The sequence below is a fragment of the Deltaproteobacteria bacterium GWC2_55_46 genome (assembly GCA_001595385.3).
Lineage (GTDB): Bacteria > Desulfobacterota > GWC2-55-46 > GWC2-55-46 > GWC2-55-46 > UBA5799.
Map to the genome: position 1 here is coordinate 539,033 of LVEI03000001.1, position 14,626 is coordinate 553,658.

General features: G+C 56.2%; 15 protein-coding genes. All 15 read right to left on the reverse strand.

Annotation, left to right across the window (positions count from 1 at the left end):
- Positions 1-834 carry a hypothetical protein gene (locus A2V21_302575; protein ID OIJ73245.1) on the reverse strand — a complete coding sequence of 278 codons (834 nt, stop codon included), beginning with the start codon at positions 832-834 and terminating at the stop codon, positions 1-3.
- A gap of 10 nt (positions 835-844) precedes the next feature.
- Entirely contained in the window at positions 845-1,327 is a 483-nt protein-coding gene (locus tag A2V21_302580) for a hypothetical protein (GenBank protein OIJ73246.1), read from the reverse strand.
- Entirely contained in the window at positions 1,324-1,854 is a 531-nt protein-coding gene (locus tag A2V21_302585) for a hypothetical protein (GenBank protein ID OIJ73247.1), read from the reverse strand. The genes A2V21_302580 and A2V21_302585 overlap by 4 nt, the downstream gene beginning before the upstream one ends.
- Entirely contained in the window at positions 1,851-3,881 is a 2,031-nt protein-coding gene (locus A2V21_302590; GenBank protein ID OIJ73248.1) for a hypothetical protein, read from the reverse strand. The genes A2V21_302585 and A2V21_302590 overlap by 4 nt, the downstream gene beginning before the upstream one ends.
- Before the next feature lie 359 nt (positions 3,882-4,240).
- Positions 4,241-5,497 carry an adenosylhomocysteinase gene (locus tag A2V21_302595; GenBank protein ID OIJ73249.1) on the reverse strand — a complete coding sequence of 419 codons (1,257 nt, stop codon included), beginning with the start codon at positions 5,495-5,497 and terminating at the stop codon, positions 4,241-4,243.
- Positions 5,498-5,591: 94 nt separating this feature from the next.
- Positions 5,592-6,761 (reverse strand): methionine adenosyltransferase, encoded by a 1,170-nt coding sequence (locus A2V21_302600; protein ID OIJ73250.1) that lies wholly within the window; start codon positions 6,759-6,761, stop codon positions 5,592-5,594.
- A 226-nt stretch (positions 6,762-6,987) separates the two neighbouring features.
- Positions 6,988-8,760, reverse strand: coding sequence for a phosphoenolpyruvate--protein phosphotransferase (locus tag A2V21_302605; protein ID OIJ73251.1), 1,773 nt, complete (start codon positions 8,758-8,760; stop codon positions 6,988-6,990).
- The gene (locus A2V21_302610) at positions 8,760-9,053 is read right to left on the reverse strand and encodes a phosphocarrier protein HPr (protein ID OIJ73252.1); all 294 of its coding nucleotides are present in this window, start codon (positions 9,051-9,053) and stop codon (positions 8,760-8,762) included. The genes A2V21_302605 and A2V21_302610 overlap by 1 nt, the downstream gene beginning before the upstream one ends.
- A gap of 61 nt (positions 9,054-9,114) precedes the next feature.
- Positions 9,115-9,576, reverse strand: coding sequence for a hypothetical protein (locus tag A2V21_302615; protein OIJ73253.1), 462 nt, complete (start codon positions 9,574-9,576; stop codon positions 9,115-9,117).
- 65 nt (positions 9,577-9,641) lie between these two features.
- Positions 9,642-10,046 carry a PTS sugar transporter gene (locus tag A2V21_302620; GenBank protein ID OIJ73254.1) on the reverse strand — a complete coding sequence of 135 codons (405 nt, stop codon included), beginning with the start codon at positions 10,044-10,046 and terminating at the stop codon, positions 9,642-9,644.
- Between the two features lie 22 nt (positions 10,047-10,068).
- Positions 10,069-10,920, reverse strand: a complete 852-nt coding sequence (locus tag A2V21_302625; protein ID OIJ75020.1) for an RNase adaptor protein RapZ — start codon at positions 10,918-10,920, stop codon at positions 10,069-10,071.
- Between the two features lie 5 nt (positions 10,921-10,925).
- Entirely contained in the window at positions 10,926-11,861 is a 936-nt protein-coding gene (locus tag A2V21_302630) for an HPr(Ser) kinase/phosphatase (protein ID OIJ73255.1), read from the reverse strand.
- A gap of 16 nt (positions 11,862-11,877) precedes the next feature.
- The gene (locus A2V21_302635) at positions 11,878-12,348 is read right to left on the reverse strand and encodes a PTS fructose transporter subunit IIA (GenBank protein OIJ73256.1); all 471 of its coding nucleotides are present in this window, start codon (positions 12,346-12,348) and stop codon (positions 11,878-11,880) included.
- Positions 12,349-12,445: 97 nt separating this feature from the next.
- Positions 12,446-12,988, reverse strand: a complete 543-nt coding sequence (locus tag A2V21_302640; protein ID OIJ73257.1) for a ribosomal subunit interface protein — start codon at positions 12,986-12,988, stop codon at positions 12,446-12,448.
- 161 nt (positions 12,989-13,149) lie between these two features.
- Positions 13,150-14,595, reverse strand: a complete 1,446-nt coding sequence (locus tag A2V21_302645) for an RNA polymerase sigma-54 factor (protein OIJ73258.1) — start codon at positions 14,593-14,595, stop codon at positions 13,150-13,152.
- Between the last annotated feature and the right edge of the window lie 31 nt (positions 14,596-14,626).

Here is a 14,626-nt window from a genome sequence, read left to right on the forward strand (position 1 = left end):
CTATACCTCTCCCATCCGGCCCTTGGCGTCGCGCGCGTACGGGCTCCCGGGGTAGTTTGTAATAAGCGTGGAGAAGGCCTCGTTGGCGAGCTCCTTCTCCCCAAGCCCGATATATGACTCCCCTATGAAGTAGAGGGTCTTGTCGGTTATCCCGGCGTCAGTATAAGATGTGAGTATGTCACGCAGGCGGCCAAGGGCCCCCTTATATTTTTTCTGCTTGAAATAGAACCTGGCGATGTAGAACTCCCTTTCCGCAAGCCTGTTCCTCATGAATACCGAGAGGTCCTTTGCCGTGGCGACATAAGGCGAGCCGGGATAAGCCGCGATGAGGTCTTCAAAGGCGAAGAGGGCCTTCTTTGTCGAGGCCTGGTCCCTGTCGAGCGTGAGCACGTCCTTGAAATGGCTCATGCCCTTCTGGAAAAGCGCGTACGGGGCCTTGATGTGCGCGGGATGAAGGGCAACGAAGTTGGTGTAATAGGAGCTTGCGTCCTCGTAGCTCTCCATGGCGTAGCTCACGTCACCCAGCATCAGCTCGGATTCCTGGGAGTACGGGCTCAAGGGGTACTCCTCCATGAGCATCTTGAAGGACCTGTCAGCCTCTTGCAGGTTGCCGCTCAAGTACGCGTTCACGGCGCCGTCGTAGATCTCTCTGGCGTCCCTTCTAACTGGCCCTTCAGGGATGCTGGCGCAACCTGAGAAGACGAAAAGAGCCAGCACGACGGTAATGGCGGCCCTGAGGCAGGCAGCCCCCCTCGCCACTCCATAAGCTTTTTTGTTCTTACGCGAGAAAACGCTCATCAAATAAAAATACCACGGGACGCATCCCTTGTTCAAGCCAATTGCCTCATGCCTGCCGGGTAACAGGGCTGGCAAGCGCTCTTTTTTCAGCATCCGTAAGGATCCTGGCTGTATCAAGTATAATCACCTTGCCGCTGTCGGTATCGACACTGGCCTCTACGCATCCGTCCCATGCATCCCCCTTTGCCTCTGGCCTGAGGGTCGCCTCTTTTGCCGCAAGGGTGATCTCAGAGACCTCGTCTACGATGAGACCTATTATTAACGAATCAACAGAACACACTATTATTCTTACGTTTTCCGACTGAACGACCGGCAGCGAAAATCTTCTCCTCAGGTCAAGGGCCGGTATGAGCATGGAACGGACCTTTACACGCCCCTCGAGAAAACCAGGCACGCCTTCTGCCACTACCTCTTTGAGCCTCACTATCTCCTTGACGCGGCTTACATCCATGCCAAACTCATGCTTGCCTAACCGGAACCTGATAAACTGGAAATCCGGCTGTATATATCTGGACCTGACCTTCTTCATGCGCTCTCTTGGACTTCGACAAGGGCCAACGCGTCAAGGATCTTTATGGTCCTTTCCCCGGCGTTTATAATACCCTTGAGAAAAAATGCATGCTCAGAGTCTCCTGGAGGCTCTAGATAGCTCGCCGGGAATTCCTTTACCCCTGCCAGCCTGTCGACAAGAAGACCTGCCTTCAGGTCGTCGACCGCCACTATAAGTATCCTGGAAGACGGCCTGCACTCGACTGTGCCGATGCCGAGCCTCGTCTTAAGATCAAGTACAGGCACCATCTCGCCCCTCACGGATAGTATGCCCTTGATGTAAGCGGGGGTCCTTGGCACCTCCGTGACCTGCCTGGGCCGGAGCACCTCCACCGCCTCGGCAACGTCAAAGGCATACTCCTGCAAGCCGAGGAAGAAGGAGATCACGTTAATAGTACCCTCGAAGCCTTTCTTGTGCTCAAGGCTTGAGGTGTAGTTCTCCTCTGTGGGCGCGATGGTGGCCTGGCGCGGCGCCTCCTCGGCTATCTTGAGCCATGGCCCTTTCATACTATCGCGGGCCGGGGCTGCAGCCCCGGCTTCCTTTCCCTTACGACCTGATCGAGTATGCCGGTCACATCCAAAACGAGCAGGGTGCCCTTCTCCCCCATATCGGTAGCCCCGGCGATGCCAGGGACCTTGAGCATCCTTGAAAGCGGCTTTATGACAACGTCAAGCTCCTCTACCAGGTGGTCTACCACGAGGCAGAGCCTGTGCTCGGCAAGCCCTGCCACAATGCCGTAGCCGACCTCCTTGTCGGAAGGCTGGTGGCTGAAAAACCTTGAAAGCCTGAGGGCAGGTATCATCCTGCCCTCTATGCTGATCTCCCCGTTTGCCTGGACCGCGTCGAGCGAGGAGGAGCGCAACTCGACTATCTCAAGGACCGAATTTAGGGGGACCGCGTACCTCTTCCCCGACTCTTCGATTATAAGCGCCTGGATGATAGCGAGGGTTATCGGTATGGTAAGAAGAAACCTCGTGCCCTTGCCCTTTACGGTCTCAATATCTATTATCCCGGAAAGGCGGGTTATGTTCTCCTTCACCACGTCCATCCCCACACCCCTGCCCGATGTCTCGCTCACGATATCCCTTGTCGAGAACCCGGGCAGAAAGATGAGATCGAGCGCCTCCAGCCGGGAGAGCCTGTCAGCGTACTCGCGGGTCACAAGGCCTTTTGAGACGGCCTTCTCCTTAACAAGCTCGGTGTCTATGCCGGTGCCGTCGTCCTTGACCTCTACGACGACATGGTTCCCCTTCTGGTAGGCGGAAAGTATTATCGTGCCAGTCCTTGGCTTTCCGAGGGCCTCCCTCACCGCAGGGGCCTCGAGGGCGTGGTCGACAACGTTCCTTATTATGTGCATGAGAGGGTCGGCGAGCTCCTCGACGATGAGCTTATCCAGCTCGGTGTCATCTCCGCGGGTGACTATCCTTATCTCCTTGCCAGCCTCCCTTGAAAGCTTCCCAAGGAAGGTGTCGAACCGGCCGAAGAGCTGGCCTATGGGGACCATCCTTACGTCCAGGACGCTGTCACGAAGCTCTGAAAGCTTCCTTTCGAGGTTCTTCTCGGTCCTTGAGAGCTCAAGCCCGTAGACGGAAAAATCGCTGTCTCCCTTGAGCTCTCCGCTCAAGGAGGCTATGCTCGATTTCAGCATGCCAAGCTCGCTTATGAGGTTCATGATATAGTCGAGCTTTGAGATGTTGACGCGCACGGTATTGCTGACCCTTCGAAGCGTCCCGCCTTTCGAGGGATGCTGCCCTGTCCCCCTTATGACTTCGAAGACCGGCTCCCTGGGCTCTAACTTCGGGGCAGGCTCCGCGAGCATCCTTATCTCGGCCTCGGCGGCGTCTTTTATAAGCCCCAGTATGAACGACCTGTCGCGGCAGGTGCCTATGAGAATATCAAAGTAGAGAAGCTCGTGGCTGGACTTCGAGGACGGCAGCGTTGCTATCACCTCTGCCTCGGTCCTTAACAGGTCAGTGAGCGCCATATAGCCCTTATCGAAGTTTGTGATAGGGAACCGGACGGTCACTATCAGTACGCTCTTCCCCTCGCGCAGGCATTCCCTCAGCCTGTGCTCCTCGTACTCGGTCAATACCGAGACAAGCTCCTTGGCGAACTCCTCCCTTGGCTTGGGTTTCTTGACGTGTATCCTGGACAGAGCAGACTTAATCTCGTCTATTTCACGGGAGAAGTCCCCTGTGCCCTTGGCCGTAAGGATCTTGACCATGAGGTCGTGGGCGCTGATTATGCAATAGATAACTTCGTCGGTGAGGGCGATCCTCCCAAGGCGCAGGAGGTCGAGCGTATCTTCGAGGCTGTGGCTCAACGAGGCAAGCTCCTTGAACTCGAAGATGCCGCACATGCCTTTGAGAGTATGGGCCGAACGGAATATGGCGTTTAAGACGGCGGGGTCGATGATGCCGGCCTTAACGCCCTTCCCCAGCTTATTGAGCCCCTTGCCCATGGAGTTGAGGATGTCTTCGGCCTCTGCCAGAAATTCTCTGAAACGCTCTGACTTCAAATCTGTTTTAGTCATTACAGCGCCCGCCTGGATGAAAGGTTCTACCTGAGAAAAGCTCTGTTACGGGACCGTCTACAGATGTTTACAGGGATATTTTCCGGAGTGCGGCTAAGCTGCCTGGAGAAGGGTTGGACCGGGCCGTCCTGTGCGGATGAGGCACGCTTGAAAAGAAAGAGAACTTCCTGCCACCGCAAAGATACCCCAGTCATAAGGATACCGCTTCCACCTTTCACAGGCAGGCTTAAGGTCAGCCATCAACCTTAGGTTGATATTTTAACACAACTTACGATTATGTAAAGCAATTTACAATTCAGGGGCGCACGTAAAAACGGGCGGGAAAAACAACTCTTCCCGCCCGTTTCCTCTTGCCTTGCCTATGTGCCCATCTCCCAGGAGGCGAGGTACTTTTTCTGCTCGCTCGTGAGGGTGTCTATCTTCATCCCAAGGGCAGAGAGCTTGAGGCGCGCTATCTCCTTGTCTATCTCCTGAGGGACCGTGTAGACGTCCGCGGAAAGTCCCTTCCCCTTCTTTACAAGGAAGTCGGCGGCCAGCGCCTGGTTGGCGAAGCTCATATCCATGACGCTTGCCGGATGCCCCTCAGCCGAGGCCAGGTTTATAAGCCTGCCTTCGCCGAGCACGCAGACCGTCTTGCCGCTCTTAAGAGTATACTCCTCGACGAAGTCCCTTACTATCCTTTTGCCCTTGCTCGCGGCCTTGAGGCCGGCGAGGTCGAGCTCGACGTTAAAGTGGCCCGAGTTGCACACGAGCGCGCCGTCCTTCATCTTGAGGAAGTGCTCCTTCCTTATGACGTTCAGGTTGCCGGTCACGGTGCAGAACATATCGCCGATCCTGGCGGCGTCGGCTATCGGCATCACCCTGAAGCCGTCCATTACGGCCTCGAGCGCCTTCAAGGGGTCGATCTCGGTTACTACGACGTTGGCGCCCATGCCCTTGGCCCTCATCGCCACTCCCTTGCCGCACCAGCCGTAACCGCAGACGACGAAGGTAGACCCGGCGAAGAGCCTGTTGGTGGCGCGAAGTATCCCGTCGAGCGTAGACTGGCCCGTGCCGTAGCGGTTGTCGAAGAAGTGCTTCGTGCAGGCGTCGTTCACGGCTATGACCGGGAACTTCAATATCTTGTTTGCCGCGAGGCTTTTAAGCCTTATGACACCGGTAGTGGTCTCTTCGGTTGAGCCGAGGATGTTCTTGGCGGCCTCCTTCCTGCTGGTATGGAGGAGCGAGACGAGGTCGGCGCCGTCGTCCATCGTTATATTGGGCTTGGTGTCCAGCGCGGCGTTCAGGTGCTTATAATAGGTCTTGTTGTCCTCGCCTTTTATGGCGTAGACCGGTATGCCGTAGTCCTTTACAAGAGAGGCGGCCACGTCGTCCTGGGTGCTCAGGGGGTTGGAGGCGCAAAGAACAACGTTCGCCCCGCCGGCCTTGAGTGTTATCATCAGGTTGGCCGTCTCTGTTGTGACGTGGAGGCAGGCCGCGAGCCTTGAGCCCTTGAGCGGCTTCTTCTTCGAGAAGTTCTCCTTCACCTTCCTGAGCACTGGCATGTCCAGCTCAGCCCACTCGATCCTCTTCTTCCCTGCCTGGCTGAGCCCGATATTCTTCACATGGAAATCCATCTTACCTCCAAAAAAAGTGTTTTTAAGGGACCTGACAAAAGAATGACTTTAGGGGCTACAAGCCCCTAAAGTCATTCAAATCAATAACAGTTTTTCAGGCGACTACGCCCGCGGCCTTGCGGAGCGCCTCGGCCTTGTCGGTGAGCTCCCAGTTGAAGCCCTCCTCGGTCCTGCCGAAGTGGCCGTATGCCGCGGTCTTCCTGTATATGGGCCGGAGGAGCTTAAGGTCCAGTATAAGCTCGGCGGGCTTCATGCGGAAGTTCGCCTTTATGATATCCTCTATCTTCTCTACCGGTATCTTCTCGGTGCCGAAGGTGTCGACCATGATGGAGACCGGGTCCGCTACACCTATGGCGTACGCGAGCTGGACTTCGCACTCTGTGGCAAGCCCGGCGGCCACCACGTTCTTGGCTATGTACCTGGCGAGATAGGATGCGGACCTGTCGACCTTTGACGGATCCTTGCCAGAGAAGGCGCCGCCGCCGTGGCTGCCATGGCCGCCGTAGGTATCGACTATGATCTTCCTGCCTGTAAGGCCGCAGTCCCCGTGCGGGCCGCCCACGACGAACTTGCCGGTCGGGTTTATGTAATATTTGGTCTCGGAGGTAAGAAGCTCCGCCGGGACGACCTTCTTTATGACTTCCTCGATTATGCCTTCCTTGAGCTTGGCATGAGTGACTTCAGGGGAATGTTGGCTCGAGACGACCACCGTGTCTACTGCGGCGGGCCTGCCGTTTACGTATTTGATGGTGACCTGGCTCTTGCCGTCTGGCCTTATGAAGGAGAGCACCCCCTTCTTCCTCACCTCGGCGAGCTTCTGGGTTATCTTATGCGCGAGGGCTATCGGCATCGGCATGAGCTCGGCGGTGTGGTCGCAGGCATAGCCGAACATCAGCCCCTGGTCGCCGGCGCCCTGCTCCTTCGCCTCAGAGCTGTCGACACCCATGGCGATATCAGGCGACTGCCTGTCGAGGGTGACCATTACCGCGCAGGTCTTGTAATCGAAGCCCATGGCGGCATCGGTGTAGCCGATGTCCCTTATGGTCTCCCTTACTATGTCCTGATAATCGATGCGGGCTGTGGTGGTTATCTCGCCGGCTATCATGGCGAGCCCGGTCGTAACAAGCGTTTCGCAAGCGACCCTGCTTTTCGGGTCTTCCTTCAACAGGGCATCGAGTATGGCGTCCGATACCTGATCGGCTACTTTATCCGGATGTCCTTCGGTAACGGATTCCGAAGTGAAAAGATACTCCCTATTTGGCATTAGTTTCGCCTCCTTTTCGATTATAAGGCAAAGAATTTCTTATTATTTAATCTTTCAAAAGGTTTGTCAACCAAAAAAGCCATTTGATTTTCCACGTTGTAATGGCAGGCGGACTGCCTGGAAAACTCCATGCGCGAGGCGTCGAGGGGGAAAGGGTCAGACGTACTGTGCGGCCGTGGCAGAAGCTTTGAAGCCGACGACGCAGATCGACTGATTTGAAGCCTGCTTAGCTCCAGAACTCTTCCTTGTACAGTCCGGGGAGCTTCATGTTGATGTAGCCTTCCACGTCCTTGGCCGTAGCGAAGCCCAGTATGTTCTTGCATATCTTTCTGGCCTCGGCGAAGCTTATTGACCGTATAAGCCTTTTTACCCTCAGGATCGAATAGGCGTTCATCGAGAGCTGATCCACCCCGAAGCCAAGAAGTATAAGGGCGTACTCGGGCTCTCCGGCCATCTCCCCGCACACGCTCACGCTCACTCCTGCCTTGTTCGCCGCCTCGGCCACACCCTTGATCATCCGGAGGACAGCCGGGTGGAAAGGTTCATAGAGGTACGCCACATGCTCGTTGACCCTGTCTATAGCAAGCGAGTACTGCAGGAGGTCGTTCGTCCCTATGGAGATGAACTTCACCTCCTTGACGATGAGGTCGGCTATCATGGCGGCTGACGGCACCTCTATCATCACGCCCACTTCTATATCGTGGTTGAAGGCCTTGCCCTCGGCCTTAAGCTCCCTTTTGCACTCCTCGAGCACCTGCTTCGAGCGCCGGATCTCCTCTATGCCGGATATCATCGGGAACATCACCTTTATGTCACCGTGGGCGCTCGCCCTCAAGATCCCCCGGAGCTGGGTCTTGAATATGTCCATGTTCTTGAGGCAGAACCTTATCGCGCGAAGCCCCATCGCCGGGTTCGCCTCCTTGGGCCCCTCGGTACCCGCAAGGAACTTGTCTCCGCCGATATCGAGGGTCCTTATGACCACCGGGTGCGGCGCCATCTTCCTGGCGACCTGGCGGTAGGCCTTGACATGCTCGTCCTCTGTGGGGAGGTCTTTCCTGTTGAGGTAAAGGAACTCTGTCCTGTACAGGCCTATGCCCTCGGTCCCGTGCTCAAGGAGCGCGTCTATCTCCTCGACTATCTCCATATTGCCCATGAGCCTGACCCTTCTGCCGTCGGTCGTCTCGCTGGGCAGGTCCTTGTAGTGGAAAAGCGCCCTGCCGTAGTTCTCGTAGCGCTCCCTCCTCCTCTTGTAGACCTCTACCACGCTCTCGGACGGGTTTATGATGACGGTCCCGGTGGTCCCGTCCACGATGATGGTGTCGCCGCTTTCCGCCTTGCGGGTGATAGACTCAAGGCCCACTACGGCCGGGATCTCCAACGACCTGGCCATGATGGCCGTGTGAGAGGTCTTTCCGCCGACGTCGGTCAGAAAGCCCAGCACGGTGCCCTTGACCATCTGGGCCGTGTCCGTCGGGGCGAGGTCGTGGGCTACCACGATGACCGGCTCGTTTATGGCGGCAACCGACTCGTGCTTTTTCCCCATGAGGTTAAGGAGCACCCTGTCCACAAGGTGCTCTATATCGACCGCGCGCTCCTTGAGATAAGGGTCTTCCATCTTCTCGAAGTACTCCATGACCTCCTTGAGCACGGTCTTAAGGGCCCATTCGGCGTTGACCTTCTGCTCGCTTATGACCTTGACCGTGTCATTTATGAGCATGTTGTCCTTGAGGATCATGAGATGGGCGTCGATTATGCGGATGTGCTCCTTGCCCTTGCCGTCCTGCTCCATCCGGTGCTTTATCCGCATGAGCTGGTCCCTGGACGCCCTGAGGGCGGCCTTGAACCGCTCTATCTCGCGCTCGGTCTCGGAAGGGTCAAGGTAGCAGAACTGGGCCGGCTCGACCTTGCCGCGCTCAATGATATAGGTCTTCCCGATGACGATGCCGGAAGACACGCCTATGCCCTTCATCAATATGACCTGTTTTTTCGGGTCAGTCATCAATCCTCGCCAAAACCGTTGTCTATAAGCTCGCCCAGGGCGTTCATGGCGCCATGAGCATCAACGCCTTCAACCATAAGGGTTATACTGGCGCCCTGCGCGGCCGCGAGTATCAGTATGCCCATTATGCTCTTGCCGTTCACCTCCTGGTCGTTCCTGCGGACCAGTATCTCTGAATCGAACCTGTTGGCAAGCTGCACGAAAAGCGAGGCCGCCCTCGCGTGAAGTCCGAGCTTGTTCTTTATGGTAAAAGTCTTTTCAAGGCGGAGACCCTGCCCCTGTCCACTCTCCATCTTCTCCTGCCGCTCCTTCGCCTTCCAATAGATTTAAAAGACCAGCGCCTGTCAAGCCCCTTTAGCCGTTTTTCCTGTACGCGACAGGGGCGCTCCTGGGCACGTCACGTATTTCGATTGCGACCCCGAGATCCTCGAAGCGCGCCATTATCTCCTCGTCCTCCGCGTTGACTATTATCGAGGGAGTGATCTTCCTGCCGTCATCGTGGTGAACGTTGCCGAGGTTAAGGGCGCTGAACCTCATCCCTTCCTCGTAGAGCCTCATGGCGTCCGTCAGTTCCCCGACGACGAGCATGATGCTTTCGGATGAGCCCTTGTTTACAAAACTGACGGCGTCCTTAAGGGTCAACACGTGCACACGGAGTTCCTTATTGCCGCACGCGGCTATTATTTCGGCGACCAGGCGGTCCCCGGCAGCCTCGTCAGAGGCTACAACAAGGGCTTCGGCCCCGATAAACGGGACCCATGAGCATATTATCTGCCCGTGCAGCAGCCTGTCGTCTACCCTTACAAGTTTGAGCATGGGTCCTGGTCCTTCAATGGTTTAGCTCAAAATCATATTTTAACAAATTGCATGAGATTACGCCGCTATTTCTTCTCTCTGAGCATCTCTCCGGCGAGGACTATCGCTTTCTGCCCATAGTCCTTGAGAAGAATGGTAAGCTCCTCAAGGCTCTTCTCCGACCTGTGGCTCACGTATTTAAGCACCATCGGGAGGTTGACGCCCGTTATGACCTCTACCCTTCCGGCCTCGAAGGTAGAAAGCGATATGTTCGTTGGAGTGCCGCCGAACATATCGGTAAAGAGCACCACCCCGCTTCCGCTGTCGACTTCCTTTACGGCCGCTGTCAGCACGTCCCGTATGCCTCCGGCCGTATCCGACTGCGAAATGGAAAGCGTCCTTACGCCTTCTATCCTGCCGCTTATGGATTCAGCCGCTTCCAGGAGGGCCTCGGCAAGCCTGCCATGCGTGATTATCACGGATCCTATCATCTCGTCACCTGCGTCGCTGTTTTTATTTGTTTATGTCCCTGTGCCTTTTCCGCACCAGGACCATCTCAGAGCCGAGCCCCTCGGACAGGGCCTCTACGATAGCCACAGACCTGTGCCTGCCGCCGGTGCAGCCTATGGCTACAGTCAGATATGACTTCCCCTCTTTCCAGTAAAGCGGGACGAGATAGCCAAGGAACTCACTGAACCGCAGGATGAACTCCCTTGCCTCGTCCCTGGAAAGTATATACTCGCTTACGCTTTTATCGAGGCCGTCGAGGCGCTGCAAAGAGCTGACGAAATACGGGTTTGGGAGAAAACGGACGTCCATGATGATATCCGCGTCGGTCGGCACCCCGTAGCGGTAGCCGAAGGAGATGAGGTTCAGCGCCATCTTCTCCCTCGCAAGCGGCCCGGAGTATATCTCCTTTACGAGGTCTCGTAGCTCATGGACGTTGAACTCCGTGGTGTCAAAGACCCTGTCGGCGTGGGCCTTGATCTCCTTCAGGAGGTCCCTCTCCCTGGTTATCCCCTCAAGCGGGCTCTCCTCAGCGGCGAGCGGGTGCCTTCTGCGGGTCTCGCTGAACCTCCTTGCCAGGACCTCGTCGGAGGCCTCCAGGTACATGACCTCAAGGAGGCAGCCAGCCGCCTTAAGCTCGGAAAATACCGGCGTTACGTCCTTCAGGAATTCGCGCTCCCTTACGTCTATGACGGCGGCGACCCTGGCTATCTCGCCTGAGCGGGCCAGAAGCTCCATGAACCTGGGAAGCAGGGCCACCGGCATATTGTCGACGCAGTAGTACCCAAGGTCCTCGAGCGCCTTTATGGCCGTGCTCTTGCCCGACCCGGACGGTCCGCTTAAGACAACAAGCCTTATACCGCTCAATGCTTGAACCCCTTCATGGCGTTGTCGAGTTCGCGCTCAAGGGCCTTCGCCGGATGATGCCCCATTATCTTGAGTATCTGGTTCCTCGCCGCCACCTCTACTATCGTCGCGACACTCCTGCCCGGGCTTACCGGGACCTTAAGGTATGGAAGCTCGACACCAAGGATATTGAATGTGTTCTCCTCGAACCCGAGCCTGTCGTATTCGGTCTCGCTCTCCCATTTGACCAGCTCGACGACGATGTCCATCTGCTTTCTTTCCCTGATGGCTGTTATGCCGTACAGGTCTTTTATATTCAGTATGCCGAGGCCCCTTATCTCCATGTGGTACTTTATAAGCTCTGAGCTTGTCCCGAAGAGGATCGAGGGGGGCATGCGCTTTACTATCACTACGTCGTCGGAGACCAGCCTGTACCCGCGGGCGACCAGGTCAAGGGCGCACTCGCTCTTGCCGATGCCGCTCTTGCCGATGATAAGGACCCCGACGCCAAGTACGTCCACGAGCACTCCGTGAAGCGTGGTCGAAGGGGCCAGCCTCTCCTCAAGGTACTTCGTCACCAGCTCTATGAGCACCGAGGAGGTATGCGGGGTCCTGAAGAGCGGGATATTCCTGTTCATGCAAAGGTCTACCAGGAACGCCGGGGGTTCGAGGTCCCTCGTGACGATTATGGCGGGAAGCTCGGGCTTAAAGACCTTGAGGATGGCCTCAAGCTCGTCCTCTTCGAGGCGCTTGAGGTAGTTTATCTCAGCTGCGCCGAATATCTGGAGCCTGTCCGAATGAAGCTCTTCGAGAAGGCCGGTCAGGAGGAGCCCGGGTTTCTGTATCCTGGAGGTAGTCACCTCCCTGGCAAAACCCTTTTCCCCCGCGATGATCCGGAGGCTGAACCTTTCGGCCTGCTCTCCGTTTATAAGCTCTTTTACAGGTACGCCCATAGCTCTCCTTTTCCGCTTACAGAACGCTGCCCCTTATCTCAGCCTCGACGATGGCCCTGTATATCTCTGATCTCGTGTCGGCGGTAAGGAGCCTGGTCCTGAACTCCTGGTTCTTGAGCAGTTGAGAGATGCTCGCGAGCACCTTAAGGTGCGCCGAGGCGGAATTCTCCGGCGCCATGATGAGGAAGAAGAGATGAACAGGCAGCTTGTCCATGGAGTCGAAGTTCACTCCCTTCCTGCTCCTTCCGAAAAACACTTTAAGGTCCCTCAAGCCCTTGACCCTGCCATGCGGTATCGCCACGCCGTGGCCTATGCCGGTGGTCCCAAGCCTTTCCCTCTCGAGAAGGGCCCTCAGGACTGAGTCCCTGTCAAGCTCGGTCTCTATGACCATGATAACGGAGACCATCTCGTTCAGGAGCTCTTTTTTCTCCCGCGCCTCAAGGTCTGTTATGATGTACTCTTCCCTAAGGACATCCGCAAGTCTCATAAGATTTCACCAGTCAACGGGGGGATGGCCGAAGGCCCGGGTCTGGCCCGGGCCTTCAAAAACCAGCAAAGAAAATAAGAGGATTACGGCAGGCCTGTTATCTCGTCGTCTCTATCAGGCCGTAATCTCCGTCCTTTAGCCTGTAGATTACGCTTATATTCCCTGTAGCGGAGTCGGTAAAGACCAGAAAGTCCTTGCCTATGATATCCATCTGCATGGAAGCCTCCTCTACCGACATGGGCTTTACGAACTGGTTCTCCTTTTTGACGATCCTCGGCCTCTCGACCGCTCCGGCTGCGGCCTCTCCCTCCGGGACAGTGTACCTGATCGAGGCGGGCTCGCCGTTGTGGGGCTTGTGCGTCTTGAGCTTTTCCTTGTGCTTCATCGCCTGCCCCTCGATCTTGTCGATGACCATGTCGATGGCAGAGTACATGTCCTGAGTATCGAACTGCGACTTGAAGGTCGTGCCGTTGGCGTTAACGGTGGCGTCGGCTATGTGCCTGATCCTCTCCACCGAAAGCACCCAATGTATCTCTATCGGCTCAAAGAGGTACTTGGAGAGCCGATCGGATTTATCCTCCGCATATTTTTTCAGGGCCTCGGAAGATTCCATATGCCTGAATGTGACGCTCTTCTGCATGTATCATGACCTCCATATGTAATAAAAGAATATGCCAGCTTGAATAGTGTTTCAGGCCATCTTTCTGGAATCCGGAACCCTATCTTTTTAAGCTTTAAGGGGGAAAAAGTCAACATCATAAAGCATGAGGCAGAGCGCCACAATATTGGGCGCTGCGGGCCTCAAAAATAGACTTTTCTCCTGCTCGAGGACTGGAACCCGATGGCTTCCCTGTACTTGGTCGCGGTCCTTCTGGCGACCACTATGCCGGACTCTTTCAGGATCTCGGCTATCTGCTTGTCGCTTAACGGGTGCTTCGAGTCCTCGGACTCTATTATCTTCCTGACCTTCTCCTTTATGTACTCGACCGCCACCTCCGTGCCTCCATCGCCGGTCATGCCGGTGGAGAAGAAGTACTTGAGCTCGAATATCCCCCTCGGGGTCTGGACGTACTTGTTCGAGGTCACGCGGCTCACCGTAGACTCGTGCACGCCTATCTCGGTAGCAACGTCCTTCAAGACGAGCGGCTTAAGGTACTTTAAGCCCTTTTCGAGGAACTCCATCTGGAATTTTACGATGCATTCAACGACCCTGTAGATCGTCCGCTGCCTCTGGTGGACGCTCTTTATGAGCCAGACTGCGCTCCGGAGCTTGTCCTGTATATAGCCCTTGGCCTGGTCGCCGGCCGTCCCGCCTGACTTGAGGATCTGCCTGTAATACTGGCTTATCTTGAGCTTCGGCATCCCGTCTTCGTTAAGGGATATGAGATACTCGTCCCCGACCTTGTGTATGTATATGTCAGGCACGATGGCCCTGGCCTCTTCACCGCCGAATCCAGCGCCGGGGGTCGGGTTGAGGCTCTTGTTTATTATCCTCGCGGCATCGAGGACCTCTTCAGGGCTAACGCCGACAGCCTTGGCTATGGCCTTGAAGTTCCTGTTTGCGAGCTTGTCGAGGTGGGCTTCTATCACCTCCTCCACGACGGTGTCGCGCACAGGGAGGCTCCTGGCCTGTATAAGAAGGCATTCCCTCAAGGTGCGAGAGCCCGCCCCGAGCGGGTCGAACTGCTGGATGATGCCAAGCACGCGGGATATGTCTTCAGGAGACGCGCCGGTGCACCTGGCTATATCGGAGATGGAGGCGGCCTCATATTCGGCATCCCCCATCTCGCCCCTGTCCAAAACGCGCAGATACCCGTCCTCGTCTATATTGCCTATTATGAACTCGCCTAACGCGAGATCTTCCTCCGGCAAGCCGTACATCTTAAGCTGCCATGATATGTGCTCGGAGAGGCTGCCGCCGGGCGAGGATATGTTCGACATGAAGTCGTCTTCCTCTTCCCTGACGCTGAAATCTATCCCGCCTGATCTATAGTCGCTCTGCTCCTGTATATAGCTCTCCCAGTCCACCTCGGGCTTCTGCGGCGCCTCCTGCGGCGCTTCCTGTCCGCCAGCTTCGATGTCAGGGCCTGAAAGGTCTTCGAGAACGGGGTTGGTCTGCACCTCTTCCCTCACCATCTCGACGAGATCGAGTCTCGACAGCTGCAGCAGCTTTATCGCCAGCTGCAGCTGGGGGGTCATCACCAGGTTCTGAGTGAGCTTTAGTTCCTGCTTGAGTTCGTAAGCCATGCTATTGAAAGCCTCTACGCGACGGTTTTAA

Excerpts from the sequence above, each read along its gene's own strand:
- A2V21_302600 (OIJ73250.1), bottom strand. The coding sequence starts at position 6,761 with ATGCCAAATAGGGAGTATCTTTTCACTTCGGAATCCGTTACCGAAGGA.
- A2V21_302615 (OIJ73253.1), bottom strand. The coding sequence starts at position 9,576 with ATGCTCAAACTTGTAAGGGTAGACGACAGGCTGCTGCACGGGCAGATA.
- A2V21_302580 (OIJ73246.1), bottom strand. The coding sequence starts at position 1,327 with ATGAAGAAGGTCAGGTCCAGATATATACAGCCGGATTTCCAGTTTATC.
- A2V21_302640 (OIJ73257.1), bottom strand. The coding sequence starts at position 12,988 with ATGCAGAAGAGCGTCACATTCAGGCATATGGAATCTTCCGAGGCCCTG.
- A2V21_302590 (OIJ73248.1), bottom strand. The coding sequence starts at position 3,881 with ATGACTAAAACAGATTTGAAGTCAGAGCGTTTCAGAGAATTTCTGGCA.
- A2V21_302630 (OIJ73255.1), bottom strand. The coding sequence starts at position 11,861 with ATGGGCGTACCTGTAAAAGAGCTTATAAACGGAGAGCAGGCCGAAAGG.
- A2V21_302595 (OIJ73249.1), bottom strand. The coding sequence starts at position 5,497 with ATGGATTTCCATGTGAAGAATATCGGGCTCAGCCAGGCAGGGAAGAAG.
- A2V21_302645 (OIJ73258.1), bottom strand. The coding sequence starts at position 14,595 with ATGGCTTACGAACTCAAGCAGGAACTAAAGCTCACTCAGAACCTGGTG.
- A2V21_302635 (OIJ73256.1), bottom strand. The coding sequence starts at position 12,348 with ATGAGACTTGCGGATGTCCTTAGGGAAGAGTACATCATAACAGACCTT.
- A2V21_302585 (OIJ73247.1), bottom strand. The coding sequence starts at position 1,854 with ATGAAAGGGCCATGGCTCAAGATAGCCGAGGAGGCGCCGCGCCAGGCC.
- A2V21_302620 (OIJ73254.1), bottom strand. The coding sequence starts at position 10,046 with ATGATAGGATCCGTGATAATCACGCATGGCAGGCTTGCCGAGGCCCTC.
- A2V21_302605 (OIJ73251.1), bottom strand. The coding sequence starts at position 8,760 with ATGACTGACCCGAAAAAACAGGTCATATTGATGAAGGGCATAGGCGTG.
- A2V21_302610 (OIJ73252.1), bottom strand. The coding sequence starts at position 9,053 with ATGGAGAGTGGACAGGGGCAGGGTCTCCGCCTTGAAAAGACTTTTACC.